The sequence below is a fragment of the Acidovorax sp. A1169 genome (assembly GCF_030704685.1).
GTDB lineage: Bacteria > Pseudomonadota > Gammaproteobacteria > Burkholderiales > Burkholderiaceae_C > Acidovorax.
In genome coordinates this window covers 333,962-350,969 of record NZ_JAUZDX010000002.1, presented here as the reverse complement: position 1 = coordinate 350,969, position 17,008 = coordinate 333,962, and the positions used below count along the sequence as shown (strand labels likewise).

The window sequence follows — 17,008 nt, the reverse complement described above, 5'->3', positions numbered from 1 at the left end:
TGCTCCATGAAATACCTCGTTGTCCTGGCCTTCATCGCCATTCTGGCCAGCCTGGCCTCGGCCCTGTTCTTCATGATGCGCGGCGGCGAGGATGCCGGCGCCGACAAGGCCAAAGGCAACCGAATGGCGTGGGCGCTGGCCCTGCGGGTGGGGCTGTCCATCGTACTGTTCCTGTGCATTCTGGTGGCCTGGCAACTGGGCTACATCCAGCCCACCGGGCTGCCTGCCAGCACACGCTGATCCGATCAGCGCAGCCGGCACAAAAAAAGCGCCTCGCGGCGCTTTTTTCGTTGGTGCCGGACATTACATCCAGTAGACCAGCACGTACAGGCCGAGCCAGACCACGTCCACGAAGTGCCAGTACCAGGCAGCGCCTTCGAAGCCGAAGTGCTTTTCGGGGGTGAAGTGGCCCTTTTGCAGGCGCAGGGTGATGAACAGCAGCATCAGCATGCCCAGGAACACGTGGAAACCGTGAAAGCCGGTCAGCATGAAGAACGTGGAGCCGAACACGCCCGAATTGAGCTTCAGGTTCAGGTCGGTGTACAGGTGGTAGTACTCATAGCCCTGCACGCACAGGAAGACGAAGCCCAGCAGTACCGTTGCCCACATGAAGGCGATAGTCTTGCCGCGGTGGTTTTCGCGCAGGGCGTGGTGGGCGATGGTCAGCGTCACGCCCGAGGTCAGCAGCAGCGCGGTGTTGATGGTGGGCAGCCAGAAGGGGCCCACGGTCTGGAAGGGCTCGACGATGCCGGCGGGCGATGCCGTCACGCCAGCGGCCAGGCTGGGCCACACTGCCTTGAAGTCGGGCCACAGCAGCGCGTTGTCCAGGCTGCCGAGGGCCGGCACGGAGTGCGCGCGCGCCCACCACAGGGCCGAGAAGAAAGCGCCGAAGAACATCACTTCGGAGAAGATGAACCAGCTCATGCTCCAGCGGTACGAGAGGTCGATCTTGTGACCGTACAGGCCGCCCTGGCTCTCGCGGATGGCGTCGCCGAACCACTGGTACAGCACGAACAGCCACCAGACCATGCCCAGCAGCAGGGAGTACTTGCCCCAGTCGTGGCCATTGATCCACTGGCCCGCGCCCAGGATCACGAAGAACAGGCCGATGGCCGCCATCACCGGGTGGCGCGACTCGGCGGGCACGTAGTAGTACGGGGTCGTTCCGTGGGTCGATGCACTCATTTCAGCTCCTGAATCTCAAAATCTTTTGTTATCGTAATCGCGGGAACACTGGGCTGGCGACGTCAGACGATGACGTTCACCAGCGTGATCAATGAAATCACCAGCAGGAACACCGCCACCAGCCCGACCACGATGATGTGCACCGGGTTGAGCTTCTCGACGTCCTGTGCATATTCGCTGCCCTTGCGCAGGCCGATGAACGACCAGGCCACCGCGCGGATGGTGCGCAGCAGCGAACCCTTGCGCTGCACCGGCGAGGGTGCCACGGGCGCAGCGGGATGCGGGACAGGCTTGTCGGTCATGATCCGGCTCCTTCGACGGCGGCAGGGTGCTGCAGCGCAGGCGCTGCAGCCGTGGACTCGGGCGCTGCGGGCGTCTTGCCGCCCACCTCGAAGAAGGTGTAGGACAGCGTGATCGTCGTGACGTCCTTGGACAGGCGCGGGTCGATCACGAAGGCCACGGGCCATTGCTTCTTCTCGCCGGGCTCCAGAATGTACTGGTTGAAGCAGAAGCACTCCAGCTTGTTGAAATGCGCTGCCGCCTGGCGGGGTGCGTAGCTGGGGATGGCCTGGGCGGCCATGCGGCGGTTCTGCACGTTCTGGAACTCGTACATCACCGTCGTCAGCTCGCCGGGGTGCACCTGCACCGAGCGCTGGGCGGGCTTGAAGTCCCAGGGGCCGCGCGCATTGGCGTCGAACTCGACGGTGATGGTGCGGCTCTTGTCCACCTGCGTGTTGGCGGGCACCTTCACGTCCTTGCCGGCCACGCCGTTGCCAGGCACCTGGCGCTCTGACAGCGACAGGATGTTGATCCCCGTCATCTCGCAGATGTGCTTGTAGATCGGGATCAGCACATAGCCGAAGGCGAACATGCCGGCCGCGATCACGACCAGCTTACCCACCATCTTGGCGTTCTCGCGGCGCAGGTTCATGGCATGGGGCCCTGTGTCTTCTCTTCAGCGGGACGACAGGAGAACCATCTTGACCATGAACCCGATGAAGAACACCGCAGCCACGGACGCCAGGATCAAGCCCAGGCGCAGGTTGCTCTTCTTCTGTTCGGGGGTCATGGGCATGGTGATCAACCGATCACGCGGGTCGCGGTGGCGTCCAGCTTGGGCGGGGTTTCGAAGGTGTGGAACGGTGCGGGCGATGGCACTTCCCATTCCAGGCCCTCGGCGCCTTCCCAAGGCTTGGCGGGGGCCTTCTCGCCCTTGCCCATCATCGCGGGCAGCACGACGGCCAGGAAGAAGTACACCTGCATCAGGCCGAAGCCGAAGGCACCCACCGAAGCGATGGCGTTGAAGTCCGCGAACTGCATGGGGTAGTCGGCATAGCGGCGGGGCATGCCGGCCAGGCCCAGGAAGTGCATCGGGAAGAAGGTGATGTTGAAGGTGATCAGCGAGCCCCAGAAGTGGATCTGGCCGCGCGTTTCGGAGTACATCACGCCAGTCCACTTGGGCAGCCAGTAGTAGACGCCAGCGAACATGGAGAACAGCGAGCCGGCCACCAGCACGTAGTGGAAATGGGCCACCACGTAATAGGTGTCCTGCAGCTGGATGTCGATGGGGGCCATGGCCAGGATCAGGCCGGTGAAACCACCCATGGTGAACACGAAGATGAAGCCCACAGCGAACAGCATGGGGGTCTCGAACGTCATGGAGCCGCGCCACATGGTGGCGATCCAGTTGAAGATCTTCACGGCCGTGGGCACGGAGATCAGCATGGTGGCGTACATGAAGAACAGCTGGCCGGTCACGGGCATGCCGGTCGTGAACATGTGGTGGGCCCACACGATGAACGACAGGATGGCGATGGACGAGGTGGCATACACCATGGAGGCGTAGCCGAACAGCTTCTTGCGCGCGAAGGCGGGCACGATCTGGCTGACGATGCCGAAGGCCGGCAAGATCATGATGTACACCTCGGGGTGGCCGAAGAACCAGAAGATGTGCTGGTACATCACCGGGTCACCACCGCCGGCGGGGTTGAAGAAGCTGGTACCGAAGTGGCGGTCCGTCAGCGTCATGGTGATGGCGCCGGCCAGCACGGGCATCACGGCGATCAGCAGGTAAGCGGTGATCAGCCAGGTCCAGGCGAACATGGGCATCTTCATCAGCGTCATGCCGGGGGCGCGCATGTTCAGGATGGTCACGATGATGTTGATCGAGCCCATGATGGACGAAGCGCCCAGGATGTGCATGGCGAAGATGCCGGCATCCATCGAGGGGCCCATCTGCAGGGTCAGTGGGGCGTACAGCGTCCAGCCGGCAGCGGGTGCGCCACCGGGCATGAAGAACGAGCCCACCAGCATCGCTGCGGCAGGAATCATCAGCCAGAAGCTGAAGTTGTTCATGCGTGCGAAGGCCATGTCGGATGCGCCGATCTGCAGCGGGATCATCCAGTTCGCAAAGCCCACGAAGGCCGGCATGATGGCGCCGAACACCATGATCAGGCCGTGCATGGTGGTCAGCTGGTTGAACAGCTCGGGGTTCACCAGCTGCAGGCCGGGCTGGAACAGCTCGGCGCGGATCAAGAGGGCCAGCACGCCGCCGACCATGAGCATGGTGAAGGCGAACAGCAGGTACAGGGTACCGATGTCCTTGTGGTTGGTGGCGTACACCCAGCGGCGCCAGCCGGTGGGGCCGTGGTGGCCATGGTCGTCGTGTGCGTGGTCGCCTGCGTGCCCATGCTTGTCGTCGAGAACTGCGCTCATTTTGTATTCCTCAATGCGATGGGGCGGTGATTACTTGCCACGCTGGGCCAGGACTTCAGCGGGCTGCACCAGTTGGCCGGTCTTGTTGGACCAGGTGTTCTTGGTGTAGCTGGCCACGGCCGCAAGGTCCGTATCGCTCAGCTGCGCCCACGATGGCATGGCGCCGTTGGCCGCGCCCTTGAGCAGGATCTGGATCTGCTTGGCATGGTCGGTGTCGAGCACGATGGCCGAGCCGTCCAGTGGTTTGATGGGACCGGCACCCTTGCCGTTGGCCTGGTGGCAGGCGGCGCAGTTGGCCGCGTAGACCTTCTCGCCGCGCTTGGTGATGTCTTCCAGCGTCCAGACCTTGGTCGGGTCGTCGAGCTTGGCGGCGGCCTTCTTGCGTTGCTCGGCCACCCAGACGGTGTAGTCCTCTGCAGACACAACCTTCACGTGGATGGGCATGTAGGCATGTTCCTTGCCGCACAGCTCGGCGCACTGGCCGTAGAAGTCGCCGATCTTCTCGGCGCGGAACCAGGTGTCGCGCACGAAGCCGGGGATCGCATCCTGCTTGATGCCGAAGGCCGGCACCATGAAGGCGTGGATCACGTCGTTGGCGGTGGTGATGATGCGGACCTTCTTGTTGACCGGCACCACCATCGGGTTGTCCACCTTGAGCAGGTAGTCGGCGGGCGCGTCGGCGACCTTGCCGCTGTCGGACATCACGCGATGGCTGCTGTCCAGCGTGGAGATGAAGGCCAGGCCCTCACCCTCGCCGGTGATGTAGTCGTAGCCCCACTTCCACTGGTAGCCCGTGGTCTTGATGGTCAGGTCGGCATTGGTCGTGTCCTTCTGGGCCACCAGCACCTTGGTGGCGGGCAGGGCCATGAGGATCACGATGATGAAGGGGATGATGGTCCAGACCACTTCCACGGTCACGGACTCATGGAAATTGGCCGACTTGGCGCCTTTGGACTTGCGATGCTTCCAGATGGAATAGAACATCACGGCGAAGACGGCTACGAAGATCACCGTGCAGATGACCAGCATCATCCAGTGCAGGAAATGCTGCTCCTCTGCAATCCTGGTGACAGGAGGGTGCAGATTGAGCTGGTTGACTGCAGGACCGCCAGGCAGGTCTTGAACGGCATGGGCCACGCCACCCACCCATGCACCGGCGATCAGGAGCAGAGAAGCCAGCTTGTTGGAAATGCTCTTCATAGTTCTCATTTACTTCTAAGCCTCAAATTAACCAATCCCTGCTGGCGCGCCTGCGTGGGGTCAGGCTGCGCGCAAGGCCATGCGTATCTCCGATGCCAGGGCCGGCCGAAGTTCGGGGCGCACGTAGCGCCCCACTTCCACCGATCGGCCCTGTGCAGACAAGGTGATCAGCGACCGGTCGCCGGTCTTGGGTTCCACGCGAACCCAGCTCCGGTCGAATTCGGCACGCTCGAGCTTGCCCGCTGTCTCCAACTCCACCACCAGGCGCGAGCCCTGCAGTGAAATCCTCTCGCCATCGGCCGCATGACGTCCGTACATGGCGAATGCCCATCCAACAACCACCATCTCCAGCCACGCGAAGGGCATGACCAGACGGGCTCCGAGCATCCAGAAGAACGTTGCAATGCCCAGTGAAACCGAACACAGCGACAGGTACATCCAGCCCATCTGCGCAGGGGTGACCGAGCAGTTGCGGGCCAGGCGCCAATCGATGCGCTGACCCGAGACAGTGGCAAAACGAAAAACCAAGCCTGTCACCGGAGGTGCCCACAAGACTGCCGGCTGCAGACCACACCAGAAAAGCCACTGGTGCGGCATGCGCAGCCTGCCACGTTGCGCGGGAAGATGCCCGAAATCCCAATAACCCTGAATTGTAGCGTGCCTTGTTCCATGTCATTGACACGAGCCTACCCGGTACTTCTACCTGTACCGGTGGCCAGCATGGCCCGCATGTCCTGCAGCGAAACCGCACTGCTGGCGCTCATTTTCAGGCGCGGCGCAGGCTTGAAGGCATGGCCGTAGATGATCTCGAAAGTCAGTGCCAACTGCCCGTCTCGCGCAGGGTCGGCCAGGTGCTCCACCAGGGCCGCATGCAGGCGCTTGCGCCAATCGCGCCCGCGCAGTGCGCCAAAGCGGTCAGGGTGCAGGTTGCAGCCGAGCTCGCGCAGCTCCTGCAGCAGCCGTTCGGGCGTGGCGAAGGTGAGCGTGATGCGCTCCATGTCCATCACCGGCTCGGCAAAGCCGGCATGCACCAGCATGTCGCCCCAGTCGTGCATGTCGGTGAAGGAATGGCCGGCCGGTGGCCAGCCCATCGCGGCGTACACGCCATGCAGCTCGCGCACGGTGTCGGGCCCCAGGCACGAGAACATCAGGTAGCCGTCCGTCGCCAGCGCGCGGTGCCACTGGCCGATGAGGGCCTGCGGGTCGGCCGCCATGTGCAGCGCCATGTTGGCCCAGAGCATCTGCACGCTGGCATCGGGCGGCAGGCCGAACTGCGGTGTCGGCCCGGTCCAGCGCGCAGGGTTCCACCAGGGCCGCGCCAGCGCCTGCTCGGCCAGCGGTACGCGGTGTGCGGCGGTCTCGGCCACCTGGCAGGCGGCCTTGGGGTAGCGGGCGCTCACCAGCGCGTGGCCCTGCAGGCCGCCGCGCACGGGGTCCCAGTGGCACCAGGACGCGGGGGCCTGGCGTATCCACTGCAGGCGGTCCTCCATGCGGCGGGCCACCTCTTCGTGGAGCCAGGGGGCCATGGCAGGCGCGGCGGCATGCCAGCGGGCAGCAGCAAGGGGATCGATCGTGGGGGGGCGCTCTGTGGGCATGTCGTAGGAACCGGGCCCCACGCAGGAACCGGGGGCCCAACGAGTATATTGACTCATGCAGTTCAAGGCGTTCACAGGGCTATCGGGGGTGGGGCGCAGGCTCAGGGCGCTGGCCGGCGCCCTGCCCAACCGGTTTGCGCTGGCCGGCGCCCTGCCCAGCCAGTGCGCCGTCTGCCATGCCTGGCCCGCCACGCGCATCTGCCCGGCCTGCACAGCCCGCTTTGCCCAGCCGGTGCCGCGCTGCACCCACTGCGCCCTGCGCGTGCCCGACGGTGTCACGGTGTGTGGCGCCTGCCTGCGCGCGCCACCGGTCTTCGAGCGCTGCCTGGCCGCCGTGGACTACGCCTATCCCTGGTCCGGCGTGCTGGCCGATTTCAAGTTCCGCGCCGACCCCGGCTGGGCCGCCACACTGGCAGCGCTGATGCGCGGCAGCCCTGGGCTGGCGCCGGCACTCGACGCTGCCGACCTGGTGCTGCCCATACCGCTGTCGCCCGAGCGGTTGCGCGAGCGGGGCTTCAACCAGGCCCTGCTGCTGGCCCGGCAGTTGTCACCCCACAAAGCACACCCCGCCATGCTGCTGCGGCTGCAAGCGGGCGATACCAAGGTACACCAGGCGCAACTGACGCGCGCCGAACGGCTGCGCAACCTGCGCGGCGCCTTTGCCGTGGAGCCCGCGCAGGCCGCCGGCCTGCGGGGCTTGCGCATCGTGCTCATCGACGATGTGATGACCACCGGCGCCACCTTGCATGCCGCCGCCGCCACGTTGCGCGAGGCGGGCGCGGCATCCATCAGCGCCGCGGTGTTGGCCCGCACGGAACCGCACCGCAGCAGCGCCGCGAGCCACCCATGATTTGTTACAAAACCCGGCCGCAGGGGGCGCGGTTCGCAGCAAAATACCGCCCATGTTCCATATCGTCCTGGTCGAGCCCGAGATTCCGCCCAACACCGGCAATGTGATCCGGCTGGCGGCCAACACCGGCTGCACGCTGCACCTCATCGAGCCGCTGGGCTTTTCCATGGAAGACCGGCTGATGCGCCGCGCCGGCCTGGACTACCATGAGTACACGGCCGTGCTGCGCCATGCGGGCTGGACGGCTTTTCTGCGCGATGCGCAGCCCGACCCGGCGCGCATGTTCGCCATGACCACGCACGGATCGCAGGACCTCTTCGACAACTGCTTTCTGCCCGGCGACTGGCTGGTGTTCGGCGCCGAGACGCGCGGCCTGCCGCCCGAACTGCGCGAGACCTTCCCGCCGGCCCAGCGGCTGCGCCTGCCCATGATCGCCGGGCAGCGCAGCCTGAACCTGTCGAACGCGGTGGCGGTGTCGGTGTTCGAGGCCTGGCGCCAGAACAGCTTTGGCGCTGCCAACGCCGCTACCCCTGCCGTGACCGAGCTGGCCGTGGTTCAGCCGGGCTGATAGCGCTGGTCGGCGATGGCCTGGGGCCCTTGCTCGGACATGAAGTCCAGAAACACCTTGGTGCGCGCCGGCAGCATGCGGCCCGAGGGCAGCGCGGCATACACCGTGTAGCGTGACACGATCCACTCAGGCAGCACATGCACCAGCTCGCCGCTGGCCAATTGCTCTTCGATCAACAGGCGCGCGGTCACCGCCACGCCCGCGCCGTCGATGGCCGCGCGCAGCAGCACGCCATTGCTGTCCGACTGCAGCACCGGCGGCGCATCCACCTCCTGCGAGGGCGCATCGCCCGTGGCCGGGTACAGGCGCAGCTTGCGCCCGCCGCCCATTTCCGAGCGTGCGGGTGCGCCGGTGTCGCGCAGGTACTCGTGCTGCAGCAGGTCCATGGGCACCTGGGGCACGCCCTTGCGCGACAGGTACTCGGGCGACGCCACGACGATGGCCTCGCCATGCATGAGCGCACGGGCCACGATGTTGGCATCGAAGTCCTCGCCCGCCACCATGATGGTCACATCGAACTCGTCGATGCGGCGCAGGGCCAGCGAATCGACGCTGATGTCCAGCATCAGCTTGGGGTAGCGCGCATGCCACAGCGCCGTGAGCGGCGCGAGGAAGTTGGTGGTGAGCACCGGCGGCGCCACGATGCGGATGGTGCCGCGCAGGTCGCGCGTGCTGGCCACCGCCTCGGCTTCGGCATCGTCGATCTCGCCCAGGATGCTGCGCACGCGCTGCAGGTAGACCTCGCCCGCATCGGTGAGCGCCACCTTGCGCGTGGTGCGCTGCAAGAGCCGCGTGCCCAGGTGCTGCTCCAGCTCGGCCACCATGCGGGTGACCACAGGGGGCGACATGTCGAGCGCGCGCGCGGCAGCGGCAAAGCCGCCCTCGTCGACCACGCGGTCGAAGACTTTCATGGCTTGCAGGCGGTCCATCGGTCAGTCCTCCTGCAGGTGGTGAAAGGGCGCCGGGCGCCCTGCCCTCAAGGCGCTGCGCCGTAGTTGCGGGCGAGCGATTCGGCCACGCAGGCAGGCTTGTCGCTGCCCTCGCGCTCCACGGTCACCAGCCAGGTCATCTGCATGCCGTCCGGCGCCAACGGTTCTGCGGCCTGCAGGGTCAGGCGTGCCCGCACGCGGCTGCCCACCGGCACTGGCGAGGTGAAGCGCACCTTGTTCAGGCCGTAGTTCACGCCCATGCGCGCGCCCTCGATGGCAATGCCCGACTCGAAGAAGCGCGGAATCAGCGACAGCGTGAGAAAGCCATGCGCAATCGGCGCGCCGAAGGGACCGGCCTTGGCACGCTCGGGGTCCACATGGATCCACTGGTGGTCGCCAGTAGCCTCCGCGAACAGGTTGACCTGTTCCTGCGTGATGGTGATCCAGTCGGTCACGGCGACCTCCTGGCCCACGCAGGCGCTGACTTCGGAGTAGGAGCGGAAGATTTTCATGGCACCAATGTAGCGCCGGGTCGCACGCCCTCTTGTCGGCCGGGTGACAGGTACTAACCCTCATGCATGCAGCGCTCATGAATCGAGCCAGGTGCAGATGCCCTGCCACTGCTCCAGGTCGCGCGCCACGCGGCCCGGCGCCACGTCGAACAGCGTGAGCCCGTGCGCCGCCAGGTGGATGTAGTTCTGCGTGTCGCGCAGGTAGCCCAGCACCGGAAACCCGAGGTTGTCCACGAACTGGTGCAGTTGGTCGGCAGCACGCGTGCGCGCATCCACGCGCATGCCCACAATGCCCACCTGTACCCCGGCAGAGCGCTTGTGCTCGGCCAACTGGTCCAGAAATTCGCGCGTGGCGAAGATGTCGAACACGCTGGGCTGCAGCGGCACGATGACCTTGTCGGCCACCTTGAGCACGTCGTTCAGGCGCCAGCCGTGCAGGCCGGCCGAAGTGTCGAGCACCGCATGCGTCGTGCCCTTGGGGGGCTTGGTGATCAGGTCGGAGTTGACGTCCCACACGCCGATGGCTCGCGCTGCGGGCGGGCGCAGGCCCAGCCACAGGCGCGCGGATTGCTGGCGGTCGGTGTCGCCCAGAAGGACAGGGTGGCCGTGGCTGGCGTAGTAGCCCGCCACATTGGTCGACAACGTGGACTTGCCCACGCCCCCCTTCGGGTTGGCAACGACGATCACTGGCATCACGAAACTCCTTGCGTTGGGTATGGCAATGAAATCAGCCGGAAAGAAGTGCACACCGTGGACGGGAAATGCCGCCATGCTACCCAATTGATAGCACAGCGCAAGCGCTTCATGCGTGCTGGCCGCCGCGCTTCACAAAGAACAGGCCCGCGCCCACCGCCATCAACATCCCGCCGAAGACCCGATTCTGCACACGCAGGGCCCTGGCGCTGCGCATCAGGCGGCGCATGGCGCTGGCGCCGGCGGCGTAGCCGTGCATCACGGTCACGTCCACGGCCACCGTGGTGGCGGCCATCACCAGCAGTTGCGTCCACAGCGGGCGGGTATCGGTCATGAACTGCGGCAGCACAGCCACCATGAAGATGATGCCCTTGGGATTGGTGGCATTGGTCAGAAAGCCGGTGAGGCAGCGCTTTTGCCAGGTGCCCGCAGGCACCTCTTCGTCGCCCTGCAGCGGCGAGGCATCGCCCGAGCGCCACTGGCAAAAGCCCACATAGATCAGGTAGCCGGCGCCCAGCACCTTGACCACGCTAAAGGCCAGCTCGGACGCCAGCAGCAGCGAACCCACGCCCGCCCCCGCCACCAGCAGGATGAGCAGCAGCCCGAGCTGCAGGCCCAGGATGGTGGCACCGGTCTTGCGCACGCCGAACGACAGCCCATGGCTCATCGACAGCACCGCGCCCGAACCGGGCGACACCGCAATCAGGCACGAGGCCGCGAAAAAAGCCAACCAGGTCTGGAAATCCATGGAGCAAGCACCACACAAAAGCAAGGGCGCGTATCTTATCAATAGAGCTTCACCTGCACAGTTTTCGGGCCTATTGCGCTACCAAAAGCAGAGCGCCGCAAGCGATGCCAGAATGAACGGCGAGGCTGCAGCAAATCGCCAACCACAACAAGCCGCCCGACCCTCCCATGGAACACGCACCCACCTGGCTCACCTACGGTTTTCTCTACCTCACGGCCGCCGTATTGGCAGTGCCCATCGCCAAGGCCCTGGGCCTGGGCGCCATCATCGGCTACCTGGCGGCCGGCATCGCCATCGGACCCTGGGGCCTCGCACTGGTCAGCAATGTGCAGGACATACTGCACTTCGCGGAGTTCGGCGTGGTGCTGATGCTCTTTCTCGTCGGACTGGAGCTGCAGCCCAGCCGGCTGTGGGCGCTGCGCCGCCCCATCTTCGGCATGGGCAGCGCCCAGGTGCTGGGCTGCGCGGCGGTGCTCTTCGTGCTGGCCAGCCTGGTGGGCCTGCCCTGGCGCGTGGGCCTGGTGGGGGCGCTGGGGCTGGCGCTGTCGTCCACGGCCATCGCCCTGCAGACCCTGGCCGAGCGCAACCTGATGCGCACCAGCAGCGGGCAGGCAGGCTTTTCGATCCTGCTGTTCCAGGACGTGGCAGCCATCCCCATCCTGGCGCTGCTGCCGCTGCTGGGCGCTGCGGCCGGTGCAGATGCAAACAGCCACTCGCCGGGCGAGGTCGCGCTGGAGGTGGCCAAGATCGTCGGCGTGATCGCCGCCATCATCCTCGGCGGGCGCCTGCTGCTGCGGCCCGTGCTGCGCTGGATCGCCAAGAGCAAGACGCCCGAGGTATTCACCGCCGCCGCGTTGCTACTGGTGGTGGGCATCGCCATGCTGATGGTGATGGTCGGGCTGTCGATGGCGCTCGGCGCCTTTCTGGCCGGCGTGCTGCTGGCCGACAGCGAGTACCGGCGCGAGCTGGAGGCCGACATCGAGCCCTTCAAGGGCCTGCTGCTGGGCCTGTTCTTCATTGCCGTGGGCATGAGCATCGACTTCGGCGTGCTCATGCGCTCACCCTGGCTCATGGCCGGCATCCTGCTGGGCTTTCTGGCCTGCAAGGCGGTGGTGATCTATGCGCTGGCGCGCGCGGTGGGCATCCCCTACCAGGAGCGCCCCGTGTTCACGCTGCTGCTGGCCCAGGGCGGCGAATTCGCCTTCGTGGTGTTCCAGGCCGCCGCCGGCGCCCAGGTGTTCCCCGCCGAGACTGCCTCACTGCTCATCGGCGCGGTGGCGCTGTCGATGCTGGCGAGCCCCTTGCTGCTGGTGGTGCTGGACCGCGTGCTGCTGCGCCGCTATGCGCACGTCAAGGCGCCCGAGGCCGACGAGATCTCGGAGCCGCAGGAGGCTCCCATCGTGATCGCCGGCTTCGGCCGCTACGGCCAGATCGTGGCGCGCGTGATGCTGATGCAGGGCATTCGCACCACCGTGCTCGACCACAGCGTGGAGATGCTGGAGGTGGCGCGCACCTTCGGCTACCGCGTGCACTATGGCGACGCCACCCGGCTCGACCTGCTGCGCATCGCGGGCGCCGGCCAGGCGCGCATCCTGGTGATCGCGGTGGACGACCCCGAGCAGTCGGTGAAGATCGCCGAGCTGGCGCGCAAGCACTTCCCGCACCTCACGGTGGTGGCCCGGGCGCGCGACATTACGCACTGGAACAACCTGCGCGACGCGGGCGTTACCTTGGTGCAGCGCGAGCTGTTCGAGTCGAGCATGCACAGCGCCCGCACGGTGCTGGAGCTCATGGGCCTGCCACCCAACCAGGCCGCCGAGATGACCCGGCGCTTCAGGGAGCACAACATCGCCCTGTCCGACCGCATGTACCCGCACCACCGCGACCGCGCCAAGATGATCGCCGTGGCGCGCGAGGGGCGCAGCCAGTTGGCAGAGCAGATGGCGCGGGAGCGGCAGGAAGCTGCGGCTGCGGGGGATGGCGGGGCGTACCCGGGGTATGGGGTGGAAGAGGGTAAGGGCGAGGCAGAAAGAAAACCGCCACCGCTGTAAAGATCGCCGACAAGCCGTGGCATTTGCACAGACCAAGCAGGGAGCCGCTGGAGCCAGCCTAGCAGGCTGAAGAAATACTGATTTCGGATCATAAATTTGCTCGATTCGAGGGTGCCATACCACTTGCCAAAGTCAAATAGTCGCTTGTAGCGCGTTCTACGAGGTCGAAGATTCTTGGAAAACGCTTGCCTGGAGGTATTTCTTCAGCTTGCTAGTCGCGCGGCAGCACGCTACTTTCCTCGGATGCTCTGGATTAGCTTTGTAAGCTGTTCAGCACCATCAAACGTTGACGGGATGCCCTCACTATCTGGGACAAGACTGCTAAACACCAGCGCTTCGAATTTGGCCAGGGCATTTGGATCGTCCTTCTTTACCTTTGCAGAATATTCAGCGTAGCTTTGCACAAACTGACACAAGGCGATTCGAAGGTCGAGTTGAAGAACTTGGGCTTTGACGGACCTGAACTGACCGAGAACGACTCGAAAGAAGTATATCAATATAACTTCAATTGCAACAACTGTTGGGAGAATGTATAGCAGCACCCCCTTTTTTGAATCAACCACATCAATATGATCAAGCACATAAAAAATTTGAACAAAGGGTGGAGTGATCATCAGAAAAGCAAGCACTATAAGCGAACAGAATGCCACTCGTCGCTCTATAATTTTTACGGCCGCCAGCTGACGAAATCCATCAACTAGACCAACAAAATTATAGGATGAAGTTACTCCCTTCAATCCATCCTTGAGAGCGTTGACATGCGCCTGCCTATCATTGAGTTCGACATCCCAGTCTGCTTTGAGCTTTTTTGCCGCCTCAACCGTCTGTGAAAATCGGCGAAACTCAGCAATTGATGGGTCGTTAAGCAGCTTTTTTGCCACCTGAATAGGCATTGAATACCTGGCGAATGTGATTTGTTGCCGGTCGCGCGCATCGAACAACTCAAGATTTTCGTCAACAAAAATACCCACTCGACGAACATCAAAGCTAGGCTCTGAGGGCTGAGTAAACTCTAGCTCGCACAAAAATCGAAATGCCATAGTGAAGGTCGGAACGATCAATTCAAGCCTCTTCTCCTCTGATAGCTCTGGAAAATCTCGCACCTGGCTCATAAAGGAGCTACCAATCCATTCGATGTTCGATGCGCTGTACTCATCAAATCGATCAGCATTTGCGATCATCAATTCTACAATTTGCAATAGCGACTTTGCAATTTGATTTGATTCTGACGCGGACGCGATCCCACGGAGTATTCTGGAGTAATGCCGAAGCGCTTCCAAGTTCTCTGGTGCAGCAAAAAAAGGCATTTGGGAGGGGCTTGGCATAATTTCCTTTTCGAAGCCTATAAATGGTCTGCAATTCTCGCTTTTCGACTCAGGCACGTGCAAGACTCACTGATTCCAACGAGGCGAAGACGAGGCTAAATAAATTTTTGCAGCTCCTCCCACAAGCGGAACTTGGCCACAAGCGGAACATTGTGCAGCAAATCGCATTAGCAACTACTCTATACAAGGGGGGTCAATCACGTGTCATTGCCGAATCAGAGCGGAACCGCACGCTTGCCCCAGCTATCAAGCCATGCCGGATTGCACCTAAGCGCCATGGCCTTCAAAAGAACTACTTGCAACCACTATCCACAATTCATCAAAAGCGTCTACGGTTTGACAAAATATTCACAAACAAGATTCATTCGCATTACAATCCATACCTCAAGCAAGCCACGTGTCCCGCCAGGATGCCCGCCAGCGCCCGCCGCTTCTCCTGTCTCGGACCCTTTCCATGCACACCCTGCACCAACGCGCAGCGCTGCGCCTGCGCGCGACCGCCGCACCACGCCCAGCCCTCTCGCCCGCACGCACCGCAGGCCTGTTCGCTCTGACCCCACTGGCCTTGTGCCTGGCACAGTCCGCCTTTGCACAAGCTGCCGCCGATGCCCCGGCTACCACCACCGCCCCGCAGCTGCAGGAAGTGCGCATCAACGCCAGCACCGAAAAGGACATGGGCTTTGCCCCGGTGGAGGCCCAGACGGCAGGCAAGGCGCCCATGCGGCGCCTGGAGACGCCGCAGTCCGTCAGCGTGGTGACGCGCGAGCAGATGGAGTCGCGCCAGATCACCAATGTGCAGCAGGCGCTGCAGACGGTGGCGGGGGTGAGCCCCGTGAACTTTGGCCGCCGGGGGTTCGACGACCTGAACATCCGCGGTTTTCGCTCCACCGAATCGATCCTCGTCGATGGCCTGGTGCAGAGCCCCGGCATGTGGGCCAAGCTGCAGCCCTATGGGTATGAGCGCTTCGAGGTGCTCAAGGGCTCGGCCTCGGTGCTGTATGGCCAGGTGCAGCCGGGCGGCATCGTCAACGCGGTGAGCAAGCGCCCGCGCAAGGAGCCGCTGAACGAGGTGGGCGTGGAGGTGGGCAGCTTCGGCCAGCGCACGCTGCAGGCCGACGTGAACCGGCCGCTGTCCGAATCGGGAAAGACGGCGCTGCGCATCAACGCCCAGGTGTCCGATGCCGATGATCCGACGCAGTTCGTCTACCGCAAGGACCGGTGGTTCGCGCCCTCGCTGTCCATCGACCTGGGTGCGCAGACCGACCTGGTGCTGTTCGCCACCTACAGCCGCAGCGAGTGGATGCGCCAGCAGGGCATCACGCCCTATGGCACGCTGCTGCCCAACCGCAACGGCACGCTGTCACGCACGCTGTTCACCGGCGAGCCGGCGTTCGGCGTGTACGACGTGGAGAGCACCACGCTGGGCTATGCGCTGGAGCACCAGGTCTCGCCTGCGATGAGCTTCCGCCAGAACGTGCGCTACGAGACCGAGAAGGGCACGGGCAATTTTGTCTCGAACCAGGCGCTGCAGGCCAACCAGCGGCTGCAGAACCGCAGCGCCTCGCGCCAGTACATGGACTACGACCTGCTGGCCACCGACACCTCGCTGCTCACGCGCTTCGAGGCGCTGGGCGCAAAGCACCAGCTCGTCACGGGCCTGGATCTGCGCAGCGGCCACAGCCTGCTGGCCAGCCGCACCTGCTCCATTGCCGCGCTCGACCTGTTCGCGCCGGCCTACGGCGTGCAAGCCAACTGCCCTGCGGCGCTGACCAGCGACGCGCCCGGCAAGCTCACCGTGGCGGGCCTGTATGCGCAGGACCAGATCAAGTTCGGCCAGGGCTGGACGGCCCTGGTGGGCCTGCGCCGCGACTGGTCCACCAACGACATCGACAACCGCGTCACGCGCGTGCAGACGCAGCAAAAGGACAGCGCCACCACGCTGTCGGCCGGCCTGGTCTACGAGTTCACGCCCGGCTGGGCCGCGTATGGGAGCTATGGCGAGTCGTTCCTGCCCACCTCGGGCCTGGCGTTCAACGGCAGGCCCTTCGTGCCCGAGACGGGCAAGCAGTGGGAGGCGGGCCTGAAGTACGAGGCCCCGGGCGGCCAGCTCACGGGTGCGCTGGCGATCTTCGACCTGGTGCGCGAGAACGTGACCACCGCCGACCCGGTGAACACCGGCTTCAGCGTGCAGACCGGCCAGCAGCGTGCGCGCGGCCTGGAGGTGGAGCTGGGCGCTGACCTCAAGAACGGCTGGAAGCTGACCAGCGCCTACACCTACACGCAGACCAAGGTCACGCGCGACAACAACGCAGCCATCGTGGGCCTGCCGCTCAACCTCACGCCGCGCCACACGCTCACGGCCTGGGCCACCTACAAGCTGCCGCAGTACCAGCGCGTGACGCTGGGCCTGGGCGGGCGCTATGTGAGCGAGCAGATCGGCTCGTACCCCTTCACCCTGCCCTCGTACGTGGTGGCCGACGCCTCCATCAGCTACGCGGGCGAGAACTACCGCCTGACGGCCGGGGTGAAGAACCTGTTCAACAAGGCCTACTACGACGGCGCGATCAACGCCAACGTGGTCTCGCCAGCGCTGCCGCGCAACTTCAGCCTGGGGCTGACGTACTTCTTCTGACCTGG

The 17,008-nt window shown here is 64.4% G+C and carries 18 protein-coding genes; 5 read left to right on the top strand and 13 right to left on the bottom strand.

The genetic code is table 11. From position 1 onward, the window contains the following. The first annotated feature begins 6 nt into the window (after positions 1 to 6). Positions 7 to 240, top strand: coding sequence for a twin transmembrane helix small protein (locus tag QYL93_RS04870; RefSeq protein WP_305742597.1), 234 nt, complete (start codon positions 7 to 9; stop codon positions 238 to 240). 63 nt (positions 241 to 303) lie between these two features. Here the strand turns inward: QYL93_RS04870 and QYL93_RS04865 are convergent, their stop codons facing one another. The 8 genes from QYL93_RS04865 to QYL93_RS04830 form a co-directional block, all read right to left on the bottom strand. After that, positions 304 to 1,185 carry a cytochrome c oxidase subunit 3 gene (locus tag QYL93_RS04865; protein ID WP_179683597.1) on the bottom strand — a complete coding sequence of 294 codons (882 nt, stop codon included), beginning with the start codon at positions 1,183 to 1,185 and terminating at the stop codon, positions 304 to 306. Between the two features lie 62 nt (positions 1,186 to 1,247). Continuing rightward, positions 1,248 to 1,487: a DUF2970 domain-containing protein gene (locus tag QYL93_RS04860; protein ID WP_305742596.1), complete on the bottom strand. Its 240-nt coding sequence runs from the start codon at positions 1,485 to 1,487 to the stop codon at positions 1,248 to 1,250. Continuing rightward, positions 1,484 to 2,116, bottom strand: a complete 633-nt coding sequence (locus QYL93_RS04855; protein ID WP_305742595.1) for a cytochrome c oxidase assembly protein — start codon at positions 2,114 to 2,116, stop codon at positions 1,484 to 1,486. The genes QYL93_RS04860 and QYL93_RS04855 overlap by 4 nt, the downstream gene beginning before the upstream one ends. Positions 2,117 to 2,140: 24 nt before the next feature. Further along, positions 2,141 to 2,254 carry a cytochrome oxidase small assembly protein gene (locus QYL93_RS04850; protein ID WP_218885856.1) on the bottom strand — a complete coding sequence of 38 codons (114 nt, stop codon included), beginning with the start codon at positions 2,252 to 2,254 and terminating at the stop codon, positions 2,141 to 2,143. An 11-nt stretch (positions 2,255 to 2,265) separates the two neighbouring features. Then, positions 2,266 to 3,900 carry a cytochrome c oxidase subunit I gene (gene ctaD, locus QYL93_RS04845; protein WP_305742594.1) on the bottom strand — a complete coding sequence of 545 codons (1,635 nt, stop codon included), beginning with the start codon at positions 3,898 to 3,900 and terminating at the stop codon, positions 2,266 to 2,268. Between the two features lie 30 nt (positions 3,901 to 3,930). Then, a complete protein-coding gene (gene coxB / locus QYL93_RS04840; protein ID WP_305742593.1) occupies positions 3,931 to 5,100 on the bottom strand; it encodes a cytochrome c oxidase subunit II in 1,170 nt (389 codons plus the stop codon). Positions 5,101 to 5,160: 60 nt separating this feature from the next. Continuing rightward, positions 5,161 to 5,637 (bottom strand): DUF2244 domain-containing protein, encoded by a 477-nt coding sequence (locus tag QYL93_RS04835; RefSeq protein WP_305742794.1) that lies wholly within the window; start codon positions 5,635 to 5,637, stop codon positions 5,161 to 5,163. 149 nt (positions 5,638 to 5,786) lie between these two features. Then, entirely contained in the window at positions 5,787 to 6,695 is a 909-nt protein-coding gene (locus QYL93_RS04830) for a biotin synthase (protein ID WP_305742592.1), read from the bottom strand. Positions 6,696 to 6,750: 55 nt separating this feature from the next. Between QYL93_RS04830 and QYL93_RS04825 the strand changes: the two genes are divergently transcribed. Beyond that, on the top strand, positions 6,751 to 7,545 hold the full coding sequence (locus QYL93_RS04825; RefSeq protein ID WP_305742591.1) for a phosphoribosyltransferase family protein: 795 nt from the start codon (positions 6,751 to 6,753) through the stop codon (positions 7,543 to 7,545). A 52-nt stretch (positions 7,546 to 7,597) separates the two neighbouring features. Further along, entirely contained in the window at positions 7,598 to 8,113 is a 516-nt protein-coding gene (locus QYL93_RS04820) for a tRNA (cytidine(34)-2'-O)-methyltransferase (RefSeq protein ID WP_305742590.1), read from the top strand. Here the strand turns inward: QYL93_RS04820 and QYL93_RS04815 are convergent. The 4 genes from QYL93_RS04815 to QYL93_RS04800 form a co-directional block, all read right to left on the bottom strand. Beyond that, entirely contained in the window at positions 8,101 to 9,042 is a 942-nt protein-coding gene (locus QYL93_RS04815; protein WP_305742589.1) for a LysR family transcriptional regulator, read from the bottom strand. The two genes, QYL93_RS04820 and QYL93_RS04815, sit on opposite strands and share 13 nt — an antisense overlap. A gap of 47 nt (positions 9,043 to 9,089) precedes the next feature. After that, positions 9,090 to 9,554: a MaoC family dehydratase gene (locus QYL93_RS04810; RefSeq protein ID WP_305742588.1), complete on the bottom strand. Its 465-nt coding sequence runs from the start codon at positions 9,552 to 9,554 to the stop codon at positions 9,090 to 9,092. A 75-nt stretch (positions 9,555 to 9,629) separates the two neighbouring features. After that, positions 9,630 to 10,247 carry a ParA family protein gene (locus tag QYL93_RS04805; RefSeq protein ID WP_305742587.1) on the bottom strand — a complete coding sequence of 206 codons (618 nt, stop codon included), beginning with the start codon at positions 10,245 to 10,247 and terminating at the stop codon, positions 9,630 to 9,632. 109 nt (positions 10,248 to 10,356) lie between these two features. After that, on the bottom strand, positions 10,357 to 10,995 hold the full coding sequence (locus tag QYL93_RS04800) for a LysE family transporter (RefSeq protein ID WP_305742586.1): 639 nt from the start codon (positions 10,993 to 10,995) through the stop codon (positions 10,357 to 10,359). Positions 10,996 to 11,162: 167 nt separating this feature from the next. On the opposite strand from QYL93_RS04800, the gene kefC reads away from it, so the two are divergent. Further along, entirely contained in the window at positions 11,163 to 13,046 is a 1,884-nt protein-coding gene (gene kefC / locus QYL93_RS04795; protein WP_305742585.1) for a glutathione-regulated potassium-efflux system protein KefC, read from the top strand. A gap of 230 nt (positions 13,047 to 13,276) precedes the next feature. Here kefC and QYL93_RS04790 read toward each other — a convergent pair whose 3' ends face one another. Further along, positions 13,277 to 14,371 carry a hypothetical protein gene (locus QYL93_RS04790; RefSeq protein ID WP_305742584.1) on the bottom strand — a complete coding sequence of 365 codons (1,095 nt, stop codon included), beginning with the start codon at positions 14,369 to 14,371 and terminating at the stop codon, positions 13,277 to 13,279. A gap of 454 nt (positions 14,372 to 14,825) precedes the next feature. Between QYL93_RS04790 and QYL93_RS04785 the strand changes: the two genes are divergently transcribed. Next, the gene (locus QYL93_RS04785; protein WP_305742583.1) at positions 14,826 to 17,003 is read left to right on the top strand and encodes a TonB-dependent siderophore receptor; all 2,178 of its coding nucleotides are present in this window, start codon (positions 14,826 to 14,828) and stop codon (positions 17,001 to 17,003) included. Positions 17,004 to 17,008: the final 5 nt, after the last annotated feature.

Bases quoted from the DNA above. Each gene is read 5' to 3' on its own strand.
- QYL93_RS04870 (WP_305742597.1), top strand. From the start codon at position 7: ATGAAATACCTCGTTGTCCTGGCCTTCATCGCCATTCTGGCCAGCCTG.
- QYL93_RS04865 (WP_179683597.1), bottom strand. From the start codon at position 1,185: ATGAGTGCATCGACCCACGGAACGACCCCGTACTACTACGTGCCCGCC.
- QYL93_RS04860 (WP_305742596.1), bottom strand. From the start codon at position 1,487: ATGACCGACAAGCCTGTCCCGCATCCCGCTGCGCCCGTGGCACCCTCG.
- QYL93_RS04855 (WP_305742595.1), bottom strand. From the start codon at position 2,116: ATGAACCTGCGCCGCGAGAACGCCAAGATGGTGGGTAAGCTGGTCGTG.
- QYL93_RS04850 (WP_218885856.1), bottom strand. From the start codon at position 2,254: ATGACCCCCGAACAGAAGAAGAGCAACCTGCGCCTGGGCTTGATCCTG.
- ctaD (WP_305742594.1), bottom strand. From the start codon at position 3,900: ATGAGCGCAGTTCTCGACGACAAGCATGGGCACGCAGGCGACCACGCA.
- coxB (WP_305742593.1), bottom strand. From the start codon at position 5,100: ATGAAGAGCATTTCCAACAAGCTGGCTTCTCTGCTCCTGATCGCCGGT.
- QYL93_RS04830 (WP_305742592.1), bottom strand. From the start codon at position 6,695: ATGCCCACAGAGCGCCCCCCCACGATCGATCCCCTTGCTGCTGCCCGC.
- QYL93_RS04825 (WP_305742591.1), top strand. From the start codon at position 6,751: ATGCAGTTCAAGGCGTTCACAGGGCTATCGGGGGTGGGGCGCAGGCTC.
- QYL93_RS04820 (WP_305742590.1), top strand. From the start codon at position 7,598: ATGTTCCATATCGTCCTGGTCGAGCCCGAGATTCCGCCCAACACCGGC.
- QYL93_RS04815 (WP_305742589.1), bottom strand. From the start codon at position 9,042: ATGGACCGCCTGCAAGCCATGAAAGTCTTCGACCGCGTGGTCGACGAG.
- QYL93_RS04810 (WP_305742588.1), bottom strand. From the start codon at position 9,554: ATGAAAATCTTCCGCTCCTACTCCGAAGTCAGCGCCTGCGTGGGCCAG.
- QYL93_RS04805 (WP_305742587.1), bottom strand. From the start codon at position 10,247: ATGCCAGTGATCGTCGTTGCCAACCCGAAGGGGGGCGTGGGCAAGTCC.
- QYL93_RS04800 (WP_305742586.1), bottom strand. From the start codon at position 10,995: ATGGATTTCCAGACCTGGTTGGCTTTTTTCGCGGCCTCGTGCCTGATT.
- kefC (WP_305742585.1), top strand. From the start codon at position 11,163: ATGGAACACGCACCCACCTGGCTCACCTACGGTTTTCTCTACCTCACG.
- QYL93_RS04790 (WP_305742584.1), bottom strand. From the start codon at position 14,371: ATGCCAAGCCCCTCCCAAATGCCTTTTTTTGCTGCACCAGAGAACTTG.
- QYL93_RS04785 (WP_305742583.1), top strand. From the start codon at position 14,826: ATGCACACCCTGCACCAACGCGCAGCGCTGCGCCTGCGCGCGACCGCC.